Here is a 14,338-nt window from a genome sequence, read left to right as displayed (position 1 = left end):
AACAGGGTTAGGCATAATTGAATTAATAATTTGCTAGAAGACGGGAATAGATTGCGATGGACATGCTGTTTGTGACTGCGGCGGCGCTGGTAGATGCCGATGGCCGGGTGCTTGTCCAGCAGCGCAGCGCGGATCGCAGCATGGCGGGGTTGTGGGAATTTCCAGGCGGCAAGGTGGAGGCCGGCGAAACGCCGGAGGCCGCACTGGTTCGTGAACTCCACGAAGAACTGGGCATTGAAACGCACACCGCGTGCCTGGCGCCAGCGGGGTTCGCGAGTGAGCCGCTCGGTAGCAAACACCTTGTGCTGTTGCTCTATATCTGCCGCAAGTGGAAAGGGACGCCCGCGGCTTTGGATGCGGACGGGTTGAAATGGGTTCGTCCGGTACAGTTGCACGGGCTTGAGATGCCCCCCGCCGACAAGCCCCTGATCGGCTTGCTGGAAGCCCTGATCTAACCCTTTTCGGAGGTTTTCAGCGCCTGTGCGAGCGATTTGGTGGCGCTGCCCCGGCGTGCAGGCTTGGGTTGATCGGGGCTGGGCGCCCATCCCGTCAGGCAGATGATTTCGAACGTCTCGCTCGTCTTGCCATCGGCCTCGGCGCGCGCTGCGAAATTTTCCGCTGCTGCGGAAAGCCATTGGCGGCTGAGCGGCGCACGGTCCGCCGTCAGCAAATTGGTGGCTGCCATGCCGCGCAAATCGCGCAGAAGGCCGAACAGACTGCCGTAGCGGACTGTCAGCGCCGCGCTGTCCGCAACCGGAAGCGCGAAGCCCGCGCGCGACAACAGGTCCCCCGCTGAGCGAACGTCGATCTGCGGGTGGATCCGCGCACGCAGCGTGTCGCCGAGCGCCATGTCGGCGGCCAGCGCCGCAGCCTTTAGTGCGCTGAGGCTACCGGCACCGGCAAAGGTGCCGAGGAACAAACCATCAGGCCGCAGCGCACGCCGGGCCAGCGTCAGCGCACCGGGCACGTCATTGATGCTTTCCAGCCCGCCGGCCTGAACGATCAGATCGAAGCTCTCATCGGCAAAGGGAAGGCGGTCTTCGTCGCACTGGATGCCGCCCAGGCGCTGCGCCGAAGCATAGCCGGGATCTGCCTGCACAACCTTCATGCCCCGCGCGCGCAGCGCGTTTGCCAGCGATCCGTCTGCCGATCCAAGATCAAGCGCCCAGGAAAATTCCCGTTTCACGCTGTCGAGGCGATCGAGAATTTCCTCCACCATGTGCGTGCGCAGAAAATCATATTCCGCGAATGTTGCGGTTGCGCGGTCGCGGCGAAGCCGCCGCAGGCGTCGATCAAAGAGTTCGGGGGCTGACACGATGGCGCTTGTGCAACAGCGCCGTGCGTTGGACAAGGGGCGGATGCGGTCGGCAGCTTCCTTCCTGCGTTCGATTTGCGATTTTGCGCTGCCCCCGCGCTGCCCGGGCTGCGGCACGGTGGTCGACGGCGATCACCGCTTCTGCATCTCCTGCTGGCAGCAGATGGAATTTCTGGGGGGCGGGGGCTGTGCGGCCTGCGGGGTGCCATTGCCGCCAACGGCAATGGCGGGAATACACTGTGGCCCATGCCTCGCGTCGCCGCCCGATCATGATGGTGTACGCGCGGCGGTGGTTTACGGCGAGATGGCGCGGCGTGTCGTGCTCAAGCTCAAATATGGCAGGCGTCCGGGCATGGCGCATATCATCGCCGGTCAGCTTGGGCGTTTTGTCGTTGCCGAGGAAGCGGATGGGCCATCGGGTCTGCTCGTTCCGGTTCCGCTCCACCGATGGCGGCTGTGGTCGCGGGGGTATAACCAGTCGATGCTGATCGCACGGCTTGTCTCCCGACAGACGGGGGTATCGTTGGCGCCAGCATTGCTGAAAAGAACGCGCGCCACACCATCTCTGCGTAACCTTGGGGCGAAGGCGCGGGCCAAGGCGGTGCGGGGCGCCTTTCGTGTTGCGGCTGACGCGCGCGCCAATATTACCGGGCGAACGATCTGGTTGATCGACGATGTCTACACCAGCGGTGCTACCGCCAATGCCTGCGCGCGGGCGCTCAAAAGGGCAGGGGCGAAAAGGGTTATCCTCCTGTGCTGGGCGCGCGTGCTGCAGTCCGATGTTGACAATGGCGGCGCGGAACCACACCTCGCAGGGAAAGGATGATGGAACGCATGCCGAAGATCGAGATCTATACCAAGTTTACCTGCGGTTATTGCGCGCGTGCCAAGGCGTTGCTCGATGCGAAGGGCGCGTCCTTCGAAGAGTTCGAGATTTCCAACGGCGGGCCGAAGCGGGAAGAGATGATCAGCCGCGCGCATGGCCGCACCACCGTTCCGCAGATATTTATCGATGGCCGGCACATTGGCGGTTGTGATGATCTTTATGCGCTTGAGGCCGACGGCAGACTCGATCCGCTGCTCGCGGCCTGATCGGAAAAACCATGCGTATTGCCCTGTTGCAGATGACGAGCGGGATCGATCCCGCGGCCAATGCCGCCACTTTGAGCGCGGCTGCGCGTGAGGCGCGTGCCGGCGGTGCGCGGATGCTGTTCACCCCGGAAATGACCGGGCTTCTGGATCGCGACAGGGAGCGTTCGCGCGGGCGCCTGCGTGATGCCGCGCATGATCCGGTGCTGCGCGCAGCGCGGGCGGCTGCGGCCGAACAGGGGCTATGGATCCATATCGGTTCGCTCGCGCTTTCGGGCGAGCGTGCCGACGGACGCCTCGTCAACCGTGGCTTCGTGATCGACGATCGGGGTATGGTCCGCGCCAGCTACGACAAGATGCATCTCTTCGATGTCGATCTGCCGACAGGCGAAAGCTGGCGGGAGTCGGCTGCTTACGCGCCTGGGGACGGCACGACGCTGATCGATACGCCCGCAGGCGTGCTGGGCCTCGCCATTTGCTACGATCTCCGCTTTCCGGCGCTGTTTCAGGCGCTGTCGGCCGCCGGCGCCGAAATACTCGCCTTGCCCGCCGCCTTCACCGTGCCGACGGGGCGGGCGCACTGGCATACGCTGCTCCGCGCGCGCGCGATCGAAACCGGCTGTTTCGTCGTCGCCGCTGCGCAGACGGGCATCCATGAAGATGGCCGTGAAACCTATGGTCATTCGCTCGTGATCGATCCGTGGGGTGAAGTGCTGCTCGACATGGGCGATGCGCCGGGCATTGGCTTTGCCGAGATCGATCTGGCGCGCATCGCCGATGTGCGTGCGCGGATTCCGGTTCTTGCACATCGGCGTGAGATACCGGCACCGGAGCGCGCGAAATGATCGTTTTCGATCTTCGATGCGGGGACGGCCATGTGTTCGAGGCTTGGTTCGGATCCTCCTCCGATTATGAAAGCCAGCGCGAGCGCGGTCTTATTTCGTGCCCCTTGTGCGGGGACAATAAGGTTGAAAAGGCAGTGATGGCGCCGAATGTCGCGGCAAAAGGCAACCGCAGGTCGGAGGTCGCGCCTGCACGCGAAGGCGGAAACGACGAGAAGCTAAAGGCCGTGTACGCCGCGCTCGCGCAGGCGCAGGCCGAAATGCTCAAGGATTCGGATTGGGTGGGCGGCGACTTTGCCGACCGCGCCAAGGCGATGCATCTGGGCGAAATCGAGCGCAAGTCGATCCACGGACAGGCCACGCCCGAGCAGGCCCGCGAACTGATCGAGGAAGGCGTCGAGATCGCCGCCTTGCCCTTGCCCGTTGTCCCGCCCGAGGCAAGAAACTAGGTCACACGCGACTTCGCACGTTGACCGCCTTCCCGGTCAAGATTAGGAAAATCCTGTCGCCTCCACAGGCACTGCGAAATGCGCCCGTAGCTCAGCAGGATAGAGCATCAGATTCCTAATCTGGGGGCCACAGGTTCGAATCCTGTCGGGCGCACCACTAATATAGCGAATTCCGTCCGCTCGAGGGGACGCTTTCGACCCCGCGCTCGGGTCGTAGTAGTCCTAAACCCCGTGCCGTCAGTATCGCTGCGCGCTGCGAGAAGGGCAGAGCGATCATCCATGTCGGGTGAAAAGGTTTCGTGCTGCCACGCTTTCATCGCGTGCGTGGCAGCACTTGTTCCGCCATCCTGTGCCGGAGGGCTTCAGGCTGTCGTGGAGGGAAAACTCTCAGACAGGTAGATGTCGTAACCGTCCGCGATTTGCCCGGTGATTTGCTTCTCAAGCCGGTGCGCCATGCGCCAGCGGCCGTTCTCCTTTCGGTAGGTGACGTCGTAATATCCGGCGGCGTCGCGTCGACCGCGGTAATTTTCCCGGGGGTTGTACAGGCCGATCCATTCAAAATGGAGCCGGGCATAGGCCACATCACCGTTGATGCTGAGCCGCGGCAGGTGCATGTAGTGGAGCCCGCGATAATGGGTCGATGTTTCGCGGCAGAATGCTGCCAGTTCGATGTGTCCGCGTTGAAGGCGATTGGGTTGGATCCCGACAGGGCTCATTTCAAAGACGCCGTCACTGGTGAAGACTTCTGCCCACCCCTCGGGATCGGCGGCGTCCCACGACCGGGCATATTCGGCCTCGAGATCCATGATCTCCAGCCGGGCTTCGACTTCCGCTAGTCGGGCTTCGATCGAGGCGATTTGCTCACTGTTCATTGTTTTTCCTCTGAACTGACCAATGATTTGAATGGAGGGGCGGGGGGCGAGGACGTCACCCCGTTCGCCCGAATTTGTTTATCGGCCTTCCCCAAAGCGGTAGCGGAGCTTGAGCCCGTACATGCGCGGTTCCCCGTAGACCGATGCGGCCGTCAGCAGGGACTGGTAGAGATTGGTATTGCTGATCCGGTAGAGCTTGTTGGTCGCGTTGGTCACGAAGAAGGTCAGATCGACACCCTTCTGGCCAACGTCCTGCCAATTGAGCGAAAGGTTGAGCAGGCCATAGCCCGTGAGGATCGAGCCGGGCTGCTGTGAAGGTGGCAACAGCGCCTCGGTGTTCTGATCCGAACGGTGCGAATAGTTCGCCGTCAGGCTGATCTCACCCACGGAATCTGGAACGGGTAGCGTCAGCGCCGCATTCAGATTGTAGATCCACGGGGTGACATACTGGAAGGGATTGCAACTGGCATCCGCCGTGCCGCCGGCTGGCACCAGGCCATTGCAGGCCAGCGTGGGGGAAAGCGGCGTGTAGGTGAAATTCCGATAGTCGGCGTCCGTGTAGCTGAGGTTGCCGCCAAGTTCGAGTTCGGGGATGGGACGAACGGTAACTTCGGCCTCGACTCCCTGAATTCGCGCTGACGCACCCAAAAACTGCGCGCCACCAGCATTCGTCTCCGGATTGAAATCTCCGGTCACTCGCTGGATATTATTATAATCCGAGTAATAATAGGTTCCGTTAAAACGCAAAGGGATCGCCCCAAGGCGCCAATCGGATTTGAACCCGGTTTCGTAGGATGTCACCTTTTCCGGTTCATACGTCCGCGTCGATGGACGCACCGAGTAGGTGTTGAAGCCACCCGCTTTGAAGCCACGGCTCACCTTTGCATATAGGAGGAGGTTGCGGTTTGCCTGATAATCGATGCCGAACGTCCATGTCGGTGCCCTGCTCTTGAGCGTTGCGCTGAAGCCGCAGCGGGCTTCCTCGCCGACCGGGACCATCTGAGCGTCGCTACCGCAGACGACGTTCCCCGTGCCTTCTACCGGCGTGTACAAGCGGGCAAAGCCCTTCACCGTGTCCCATGTGTAACGGTATCCCGCTGTCAACCGCAGACCATCGAGTTCAGGCGCGGCGACGCCGAAATCAAGCGTGGCCTGACCGTAAAGGGCCTTCGAACGGGTCGATATCCCGACCTGAACCTGCTGCGCACTGCACGCGGCCGTGCCTGGGATGGGAAAGCCGGTAAAGGCTGCTGGGCAGAACACGATCTGCGGTCCATTCATCGGGCCGACCGGCTTCTGATCATAGTAGAAACCACCGACCGTAAAGTTCAGGTGGTCGTCGAGCATAGCGCCCTGAAGCTGCAACTCCTCGGTTAGCGCACGAAGATTGTCGCGGGGGGCTGTGTTGCCGGGCAAATTATTGAAGCCAGCCAAGGGTAGCCCGAATTCGGAGAGGCCGGACACCGGAAAATCTGGATAGCGCGTAGGGTTCTGATCGTTTTGTTGTAGTGGGGTACCGTCACTGTCGTAGCTGTAGCTCCCCTTGAAGCGCTGATAGCTTACGATATTGCGCAGAGTCAGTTCGTCGGTCAGCTCGTAACTGGTGGTGTTCGTCAACCCCCAGGTTCGAACATATTGGAATTCGTCCACGCCAAGCCGAGTCTTGCGGGGACCAAGCTCATTGGCCAGTTCCGCTTGCTTCCTGTAGACGTCGCACGAAGAGACCATAGCAGGAATGGAGGGCCCTTCCTGACACAGGCCGAATGCAGACATGCCGGCAATATTGATGCCGGTATTGATGAAGCCCGTGCCATTGGTGCTGGACCGTGTGCCGTACATCATCAGGTAATTCGAGAAGCGCTCGACCGGCTTCATCATGATGCCGATGCGCCCGGTATACCAATGCACATCGTCGCGGCGCTTGTTCCAGACGACGTCCCGGGTAAAGCCTGCGCGGTCGTTATACGCGCCAACGGCCCGGACCAGTAATTTGTCCTCGACAATGGGCACGTTCACCATGCCCTCGAGTCCGCGCAAATCGTAATTGCCGATGCTGCCCTCAACATATCCCTCAAGCTGATCAGTCGGCTTGCGGGGGACGAGCAGCATGGCGCCACCAGTCGTGTTCCGACCGAACAAGGTGCCCTGTGGCCCCGCCAGAACCTGAAGATTTTCAAGATCGATGAAGTTGCCGGGACCACCCTGCTGATTGAGCGTCACTGCAGCGGGCAGAGGCACTTCGTTCATATAGATGACGACCGCCGATGCCCCCTGAAATGTCGCGCCCTGACCACGCAACGTCGGCGACTGGGTGTCGCGCGAGCCCGAGCCGTTCGCGCCGACGACGAGCGACGGGACAAGACCGCTCAGATCCTGTGCGCCGGTGATGTTGTTCTGTGTCAGCTTTTCCTGGGAGAAGGCCGTGATCGCGATGGGGACGCTCTGATTGCGCTCCTCACGCCGCTGGGCGGTGACGACGATATCGCTGATACCGGGTTCGCTCGACGACGCCGCAGGTCCCTCCTGCGCAAAGGACGGCGCGGTCGGAGCCATGGCGGCTATTCCCGCAAGGAGGCTCAGTCTAATAGCTGATGCGCCTTTGCGCTTCGGTCGACCGAGCCGCAACCTCGGAACAATAGTCGAGCGTTCGCTCGCGCCATTGGGCGCGATCGTCATGGTCTGCATCTTCCCCTCCTTGAAATCGACGACCGTTCTCCGACGGCCCCGATAATGTGCTTGTTGTCAGGTTGGTTTTGCGGTCACAATTTCGGCCGGGCCCTCACTGAAGAATGTCGTGTAGCGGCGCTCGCGAATACGCCAGCCGGCCGCCGTCAGTACCCAGAAGTCGTTATACTCGCCCCAGGTTTTCCACAGCTGCCCGTCATAGGCGCCCACTCCGGCATGGATCGCGTAGAAATAGGCCCGGCTCTCGGCCGCGACGTCACCGTCCGGCACGACCTGAACATTGAGGATGTTGTGCTGGCTGACGCCGCAGTGCGAATTGACGCCCAGATTGTGATGCATCGCCGCAATCAACTGGGCGGCCGTCTCATGGCTGTTCGCACCATTATAGATTCCGACAGCATCCTGATCGAAGACCGCGTCGAGCCTGTGAAACTGCTTGCTGTCGACGGCGCGGCCAAATTCGAAAAGCCGATCCTGAATCAGGAAGGATATGGTCATCCTGGACTGGTCAGCGGACATGCTCATGCGCCCGGTCGATCAACCGACGCGGTGGTGAAATTGCGAATGACCGCATCCTGCATACTGACCTTCTCCCCTTGGCCTGTATTTTGTTCTGCGAATCATATTAACTTAACCGTTAAGTTCTGTAAAGCGCGTGAAGGTGGATGTTGACCTGTGCATGTGAATTGCATGGGAAGCCGTATCGGCTAGACAGACGAGGCAAGCGGACGAACGTGGGAAACTGAAGTTGACGAAATCGATGGGACGCGGCGGAAGGCCGAAACGCGAGGACGCCAAGCTCATGAGCTTGCGGATCCTTGACACGGCCGCCGCGATTTTTGCGCGCGATGGCTATGCGGGGACCTCGATCGACCGGATCGCCGAGGCTGCCAATGTGGGCAAGCCGACGATTTATGCCCGGTATGGCAGCAAGGCGAAGCTGCTTAAGGCGGTGATCCAGCATGTCCTCGACAATCACCTTGCCAGGATAACCGACAATGTCGCCCCCCAGCCGATGGAAATCGGGCTGGTCGATATCCTGACGAACATCATCGCGGCGGCGACCGACCCTCTCTATCTCGGCATCTTCCGCCTCTTCCTGAGCGAAGCGATCAAGCTTGAGGAAATCTTCGAAGCCTTCCATGTCACCATGGAAACCCAGACGAAGCAGCGTCTTGTAACCTATATTGCTCAGCATCCCGATCGGACCATGCTGACGAGCAGCCCTGAAGAAGTGGCTATGACTTTGCTCGAACTCACGAGCGCCGTCGTCATGATGGCGTCGATTCGACCGGGCTTTAGAGCGGAGATATCGGCCGCCGCCGAGGCCTCACGCATTGTCCGAACGCTGCTCAATGGTTTTCTTCAAAGAGGTGCTTGCGTCCCCGAGCAGGGGCATGCTCCAAATTGATGATCGTCTGGCGATATTTATGATCCGTGCGCGCAAGTTTGCGACCATCAATGGCGGTGACGCCGTGCGCCTGCTTGCCTAGGAAAATCTGTCCCAGAAAGACGCGCGCTGCGTATGCGTTGGCTGATTTGCACGCGTATGGAGAGGATGGAGAAGCGCTTTGGAAAAGATAATCTACGTACTCTGGAAACCGGACTCCCAGCCCATCGAACAGTTCAATGCGATGTTGCTCGGAAACGTTCGGGACAGGTTGCTTTCGCTCCCGGTCGACCGGCTCCAGATCAACATCGTCGATGAGGCGGTTGCCGCCGGCGCGCCGCTCAGGGCCGAGCCGGTACAGCCGGCCCCAACTGCGATGGTCGCCTTCTGGTTGAACGCTGCTCATGAACGGGCGCCGGTGGAAGCCATATTGAACAGCATTGCTCCGCGCATCGCAGGCTATGCCGTGGCAGAATCGACCGTGTTGCCCAACACCGAGACGCCGGATGCGGACGGCCGCGTACGCGGTTTTTCGCAACTGGCATTCCTGTTCAAGCTACCGGGCATAACCCGCGAGGGTTACATGGAAATCTGGATGCGGGATCAGACCCGGGTTGGCGTGGAAACGCAGGATACATTCTATTATTGCCAGAATATCATAACCCGTGTGCTGACCCCAGGGGCGCCGGCGTGGGACGGGATTGTCGAGGAATGCTATCCGATCGAGGCGATGACTGATCCGCTTGTCTTCTGGAAGGCGAATGGATCCGAGGAGGTCTACAAGGCCAATTATGCGCGAGAAATGGCGAATGTCGCGCGCTTCCTCGATCTTCCCAACGTCTCTGTGATGATCACCAGCGCCTACCGTCCCGGCGGGTGGAAGGATGCAGATGCGCTGCAGGATATCCAAGGATGAGCACACCCATGGACCTGAGCGGCAAGGTCGCCCTTGTCACCGGCGCAAGCAGCGGCATAGGGCAGGCCACCGCCGAGTATCTGGCCGAGCGGGGGGCACGCGTTGCCGTCGTTGCGCGCACCGCGGAACGCGGGCGCGAGACCGTTGAACGGATATTGGCGGCCGGTGGCACCGCCATTTTCATTCAGGCCGATGTGGAAGAACCAGAAGCCATCGCCGCGATGGTGGAGCAGACCGTCGATCATTTCGGCCGCCTCGACATCGCCTTCAACAATGCCGGAATGACCGGAGCCGTTGCGCCTTTCCACGAACAGTCATTGTCCGACTGGGATCAGGTTATCCGCACAAATCTCAGTTCCATCTTCCTCAGCATGAAGCATGAAATCATCGCCATGCTGAAATGCGGTGGGGGTTCGATCGTGAACAACTGTTCGGGCGCGGGGGTGATGGCGGCACCGGGGCTTCCCCATTATACGGCGGCGAAGCACGGCGTATTGGGCCTGACCAAGTCTGCGGCGAAGGAATATGCGCCTCACGGAATACGCGTGAACGCAATCTGCCCCGGCTTTATCGAAACACCGCAGCTCGGGCGATATATTGATGGCCCGGAAGCACGCGCGGCTGTCGAGGCCGGTATCCCCATCGGTCATATGGGACAACCGATCGAGATTGCCCGCGCCGTTGCCTTTCTGTCGTCGGCCGAAGGCGCCTATATTTCGGGTGATACGATGTTCGTGGACGGTGGCGTCATGTGCCGCTGACGCAACTGGCGCGCCGTCATACCCGCCAAGGGCGTTGATGGCGCGCCACCGGCGCTATCCAATCGAACTACGATAATCGCGCGGTGTATGCCCCGTGACGCGCCGAAAACTGTGGGAAAATGCAGCCGGGGTGGAGAAGCCCAGTCTCGTGGCGATTTCGCTGATCGGAAGATCGCTTTCGGAAAGCAGGGTCTTGGCCTTGGACATGCGGATATGCTCGGCATATTTGGCCACGCTTTTGCCGGTGCTCTGCCGAAAGGCGCGCATCAGGTGGCTGGTGCTCAATCCACATAACGCCGCCAGATCCGAGATGCTGGGCGGTGCCGTGCTGTTTTCTATATGTTCGGAAATTCGTCGTAAATGGCTGGCCGGCAAACCGCCCTTCCGGCTTGTCGCGCGGGTCCGTACGGCCTGAAAATAGCGCGCGAGATCAGCCAGAATGAGTTCGCCGAGACTGGCCACGATCGCGGCGCTGTTTGCGTCAGGTTGCTTACATTCCTCGGCCAGGCGGATCATGGCATACTCAACCCGCGGCTCGGCGATATGAAGGCATGCCTCAAGTTCGGCGTCCGACCAGCTTTCGCCGGGCTGTTTTAATCTGTCGGTAGATGCAAAACGGCAGCGAACACTTGTGAACTCACCCCCTGCGTGGCGAAATTCCAGCGGCATACCCATTGGACGCAGGATAAGCGCGCCGAGACGGGCAAATCGACTATATGTCCCGGAGGCGTAACGCCCCGAACATATTGGCAGCAGCGGCGACAGACCCAAGCTCAGAATCGTTTCGCTTTCGCAGGTGACGCGGTCTTCGCTCCGCAGCGGCGGAAAATCACAAAGCTCAACGACCATCCCTGGAACTTCAAGGCGCGCTTTTACGACGCGATCGTCATCACGCGCTTCCAGAATGCCGGGGAGTGCCGGTAGCGGCATAGTCATTGGCCGTCGCTACTTCACCATCCGCCAACTCCGCAACCGGATTTCAGTGCAGGCGGAGGTTGCGATCCGGTCGAATGGGGGGAGAACCGGATGAGGCGCGGCTGCCTCGGGCTCAACTGGCAAGGGTGGCGCAGGGGGCGCGGGACGGCATGGTTGTGGTAATCGTCTGCCTCACCAATGCGGCCAGACCGTACACGGCGTCGATCCGGGGCGTCCAGCCGAGATGCATTGTCGCCAGGCTTGGGCTTGCGCATTGCAGTGATGGATCATGTCTTGGGCCAAAGGAAAGAAGACCGGCAGGGCATCCCGTGGCATCTGCAATAATCCCCGCAACCATGCGCATCGAGACGCCTTCGCCCCGGGACAGGTTGAGTATGTCGGGCGTGTCATCAGGCGCATCGAGCAGCGCGCACAGGCCCGAGACGATGTCGTCAATATGGGTCAGGTCGCGCGTGTCGTCGGGGCGGCTGACATGGAAGGGATCGCCCATGAGGCAGGCGTTGATAAGGGCTGGAATCAGAAAACTGGTCGGCTGGAGCAGCCCGTAAGTATGGCCAAGGCGGGCCGTGCGGACGGTGAACGGCAGCCTCGGGGCAATCCGCTGGGCATAGCGGGTGCATTCCAGCATCACACAGCCATAGGCGGTCGTCGGGTGCGGCGGCATATCCTCGCCGGCGGGATCGACGACCGGGCCATATTCGGCGATCGATCCGCTGCGGATGAACGTGCGCGGCGGGGCGGGCAGCGCGGCCGCTATGCCGAGCAACGCGGCGAGCAGGGCAACGTCCTGCCCATCGGCGTCAGCACGCCCGCTGGCGCCGTGCCGCGCGCTCCCCGCCGTGTTGGTCGCAAGATGAATGATCTGCGCGGGCGCAACGCTGCGCAGGCACTGTTCCAGTGCAGCGGCATCGGCAATGTCCAGATGGTGGAGCGTTGGCGGCCGGCACAGCCCGTTCAGCCGCCAACCGGTATTGCAGGGGCGCAAGATGACATGAACATCGCGACCTTGCTCGAGCAGTCGCGCCGCGAGATGCGATCCGATAAACCCCGCCCCGCCGACGATCAGGACAGGTGCGGCGTGCAGTTCTTTTCCCCTTCGTCGATATTCACCCGTTCGCGTTCGACGACGGATGCGCCGTGCCGCACCTGGGCGTGGATGGCGACGACATATTCGCCGAGCATGCCGACAAACGCCAGTTGCACGCCCGACAGGAAGAAGACCGAGACGATGAGCGTCGTGGTTCCGCGCGGTGCCACCCCGGGCATCAGGAAATAGGCGACAACCATCGCCAGCGCATAGAGCAGGCACAGTGCGGAGAGGGCAAAGCCGATCAGCGTAGCTGCACGCATCGGCAGGCTGGAAAAGGAGAATATGCCGTTGAGCGCCTGATCGATCAGCGTGCCCAGCCGCAGTTTCGATTTCCCGTTCCGCCGTTCGACCCAGGTATAGGGAACGATGATCCGCCGAAAGCCGACCGAGGCGACGAGCCCGCGGATATAGGGATATTGATCGCGGTGATCGAGCATCGCATCCAGCACCTTGCGATCGACCAACTGGAACTCGCCCACATTTTCCGGAATGTCGAAATCGGCGAGCGAATTGACGAGCGTGTAGAAGGTCCGCCGGCAGGCACGCATGACCCAGCCTTCGCGCCGTTCGGCGCGGGCGCCGGCGACGACTTCATAGCCCTGTTCCCACAACTTGACGAACTCCGGGATCAGTTCGGGTGGGTCTTGCAGGTCGACCGGCAGCATCAGCAGCACGGCATCGCCGCGCGCATATTGCAGCGCGTTGAAGGTGGATCGAAACAACCCGTAATTGCGTGCGTTGACGACAACCTTCACTGCCGGGTCGTTGCGCGCGATTTCCTTCAATATGGCAACGGTGTTGTCGGTAGAGGCATTGTCGCTGAAAACATGCTCGCGGCGATATCCGGGAAGATACTCATCAAAAATCCGCTTCACCGCCTGATAGCAGCGCTCGACATTATCCTCTTCCTGATAACAGGGCGAAACGATCGTGATGACCTTTTCGGTCGGCCGCGCGCTGGCCATTTGCCGACGCAATCGTCGGGGCGTTTCGTCCATCCCGCTATCCCCTTGGCCATTTTGCTCGGCCATAGTCTACGCCCGGGGAAGGGGGCGGGGAACCGGACGACCGCGATGCAGAAGGAGTAACATCGCGGCCATCGGTATGAGGCCCGTCTAGGCCGCCGGGGCGGGAACCTTCCGGACGGGACGGTCCATCACCACGCGGTGCAGCGCCATACCCGCCAGCATGGCGCCCACGAAAACGCCATTCTGCCAATGGCCGAGTGCAAGGCCCGAAAGGGCCGGGCCGGGGCAGAAACCGGCAAGTCCCCAACCTGCACCGAACAGCGCAGCGCCCGCCAGCAAGGGTGTGTCGATATGGCGGTTGGCGGGCACGGAGAAGGCTGCAGCGGCCACCGGCTTTGCCATGCGCCGGCTCACCCGCCAGGCGAGCGTTGCTGGAAGGAGTGCCGCGCCCATAACGAAGGCGAGCGACGGGTCCCAGTTGCCCAACAGGTCGAGAAAACCGAGCACGCGCGCAGGATTGATCATGTCCGCAACCGCGAGCCCCGCGCCGAAGAGGATGCCGCAGACGAGTGCATAGAGTGTCGTGCGCATGGTCAGGCTCCCAGCAGCGGACGGACAAGCGCGACACAGGCCATCGCGACAATCATGAAGGTGATTGTTGCGAACAGCGATCGCGGCGAGAGGCGTGCAATTCCGCACAGGCCGTGGCCGCTGGTGCACCCATTGCCAAGCCGGGTGCCGAAACCGACGAGCAGGCCGGCTGCGATCAGCAGCGGGACGGACTGGGTGACGGTGATCGACGGCGCACGGAACAGCGCGATCAGCCCGGTGCCGATCGGCAGACCCACGATGAACGCGATGGCAACGGAGCGCGCGGCTGGCGCCCGCGCGATGCCCAGCGCATTGGCGGTCAGCCCGCTGATGCCGGCGATCCGTCCGGTGAGAAGCAGGAACAGTCCGGCGGCGCTACCGATCAGCAGCCCGCCCGCTATCGCCTGAAGAGGGGCAAGGGGAAGCATTGGAAA

17 protein-coding genes and 1 tRNA gene are annotated in these 14,338 nt (G+C 61.4%); 9 read left to right on the top strand and 9 right to left on the bottom strand.

The window, feature by feature from the left end:
* The first annotated feature begins 56 nt into the window (after positions 1-56).
* A complete protein-coding gene (locus tag QYC26_RS02595) occupies positions 57-455 on the top strand; it encodes a (deoxy)nucleoside triphosphate pyrophosphohydrolase (RefSeq protein WP_317513843.1) in 399 nt (132 codons plus the stop codon).
* Here the strand turns inward: QYC26_RS02595 and QYC26_RS02590 are convergent.
* On the bottom strand, positions 452-1,315 hold the full coding sequence (locus QYC26_RS02590; RefSeq protein ID WP_317513842.1) for a class I SAM-dependent methyltransferase: 864 nt from the start codon (positions 1,313-1,315) through the stop codon (positions 452-454). The two genes, QYC26_RS02595 and QYC26_RS02590, sit on opposite strands and share 4 nt — an antisense overlap.
* Before the next feature lies 1 nt (position 1,316).
* Between QYC26_RS02590 and QYC26_RS02585 the strand changes: the two genes are divergently transcribed.
* The 5 genes from QYC26_RS02585 (at position 1,317) to QYC26_RS02565 (ending at position 3,852) form a co-directional block, all read left to right on the top strand.
* Positions 1,317-2,141 (top strand): ComF family protein, encoded by an 825-nt coding sequence (locus QYC26_RS02585; RefSeq protein WP_317513841.1) that lies wholly within the window; start codon positions 1,317-1,319, stop codon positions 2,139-2,141.
* An 8-nt stretch (positions 2,142-2,149) separates the two neighbouring features.
* Positions 2,150-2,407 (top strand): glutaredoxin 3, encoded by a 258-nt coding sequence (grxC, locus tag QYC26_RS02580; RefSeq protein WP_317513840.1) that lies wholly within the window; start codon positions 2,150-2,152, stop codon positions 2,405-2,407.
* An 11-nt stretch (positions 2,408-2,418) separates the two neighbouring features.
* The gene (locus QYC26_RS02575) at positions 2,419-3,249 is read left to right on the top strand and encodes a carbon-nitrogen hydrolase family protein (protein ID WP_317513839.1); all 831 of its coding nucleotides are present in this window, start codon (positions 2,419-2,421) and stop codon (positions 3,247-3,249) included.
* A complete protein-coding gene (locus QYC26_RS02570; protein WP_317513838.1) occupies positions 3,246-3,695 on the top strand; it encodes a DUF1178 family protein in 450 nt (149 codons plus the stop codon). The genes QYC26_RS02575 and QYC26_RS02570 overlap by 4 nt, the downstream gene beginning before the upstream one ends.
* 80 nt (positions 3,696-3,775) lie before the next feature.
* A tRNA-Arg gene (locus QYC26_RS02565) sits at positions 3,776-3,852 on the top strand.
* A 205-nt stretch (positions 3,853-4,057) separates the two neighbouring features.
* Here QYC26_RS02565 and QYC26_RS02560 read toward each other — a convergent pair.
* The 3 genes from QYC26_RS02560 to QYC26_RS02550 form a co-directional block, all read right to left on the bottom strand.
* The gene (locus QYC26_RS02560; protein ID WP_317513837.1) at positions 4,058-4,567 is read right to left on the bottom strand and encodes a nuclear transport factor 2 family protein; all 510 of its coding nucleotides are present in this window, start codon (positions 4,565-4,567) and stop codon (positions 4,058-4,060) included.
* 78 nt (positions 4,568-4,645) lie between these two features.
* The gene (locus tag QYC26_RS02555) at positions 4,646-7,252 is read right to left on the bottom strand and encodes a TonB-dependent receptor (protein ID WP_317513836.1); all 2,607 of its coding nucleotides are present in this window, start codon (positions 7,250-7,252) and stop codon (positions 4,646-4,648) included.
* Positions 7,253-7,309: 57 nt separating this feature from the next.
* Positions 7,310-7,750 (bottom strand): nuclear transport factor 2 family protein, encoded by a 441-nt coding sequence (locus QYC26_RS02550; RefSeq protein WP_317513835.1) that lies wholly within the window; start codon positions 7,748-7,750, stop codon positions 7,310-7,312.
* A 250-nt stretch (positions 7,751-8,000) separates the two neighbouring features.
* Here QYC26_RS02550 and QYC26_RS02545 point away from each other — a divergent pair, with 250 nt between their 5' ends.
* From QYC26_RS02545 to QYC26_RS02535, 3 genes are all read left to right on the top strand, one after another.
* On the top strand, positions 8,001-8,663 hold the full coding sequence (locus tag QYC26_RS02545; RefSeq protein ID WP_317513834.1) for a TetR/AcrR family transcriptional regulator: 663 nt from the start codon (positions 8,001-8,003) through the stop codon (positions 8,661-8,663).
* A 160-nt stretch (positions 8,664-8,823) separates the two neighbouring features.
* Entirely contained in the window at positions 8,824-9,558 is a 735-nt protein-coding gene (locus tag QYC26_RS02540) for a hypothetical protein (protein ID WP_317513833.1), read from the top strand.
* On the top strand, positions 9,555-10,319 hold the full coding sequence (locus QYC26_RS02535) for an SDR family NAD(P)-dependent oxidoreductase (RefSeq protein WP_317513832.1): 765 nt from the start codon (positions 9,555-9,557) through the stop codon (positions 10,317-10,319). The genes QYC26_RS02540 and QYC26_RS02535 overlap by 4 nt, the downstream gene beginning before the upstream one ends.
* Positions 10,320-10,373: 54 nt before the next feature.
* On the opposite strand, the gene QYC26_RS02530 is transcribed toward QYC26_RS02535, so the two are convergent.
* From QYC26_RS02530 to QYC26_RS02510, 5 genes are all read right to left on the bottom strand, one after another.
* On the bottom strand, positions 10,374-11,255 hold the full coding sequence (locus QYC26_RS02530) for an AraC family transcriptional regulator (protein WP_317513831.1): 882 nt from the start codon (positions 11,253-11,255) through the stop codon (positions 10,374-10,376).
* Positions 11,256-11,367: 112 nt separating this feature from the next.
* On the bottom strand, positions 11,368-12,273 hold the full coding sequence (locus tag QYC26_RS02525; protein WP_317514982.1) for an NAD(P)-dependent oxidoreductase: 906 nt from the start codon (positions 12,271-12,273) through the stop codon (positions 11,368-11,370).
* Between the two features lie 44 nt (positions 12,274-12,317).
* A complete protein-coding gene (locus tag QYC26_RS02520; RefSeq protein WP_317513830.1) occupies positions 12,318-13,343 on the bottom strand; it encodes a glycosyltransferase family 2 protein in 1,026 nt (341 codons plus the stop codon).
* Between the two features lie 117 nt (positions 13,344-13,460).
* Positions 13,461-13,904 (bottom strand): DUF6691 family protein, encoded by a 444-nt coding sequence (locus tag QYC26_RS02515; protein ID WP_317513829.1) that lies wholly within the window; start codon positions 13,902-13,904, stop codon positions 13,461-13,463.
* Positions 13,905-13,906: 2 nt separating this feature from the next.
* Positions 13,907-14,332: a YeeE/YedE family protein gene (locus tag QYC26_RS02510; protein ID WP_317513828.1), complete on the bottom strand. Its 426-nt coding sequence runs from the start codon at positions 14,330-14,332 to the stop codon at positions 13,907-13,909.
* Between the last annotated feature and the right edge of the window lie 6 nt (positions 14,333-14,338).

The sequence above is a fragment of the Sphingomonas sp. C3-2 genome (assembly GCF_033025475.1).
Taxonomy (GTDB): Bacteria; Pseudomonadota; Alphaproteobacteria; order Sphingomonadales; family Sphingomonadaceae; genus Sphingobium_A.
This window is presented reverse-complemented; position numbering and strand designations above follow the sequence as displayed.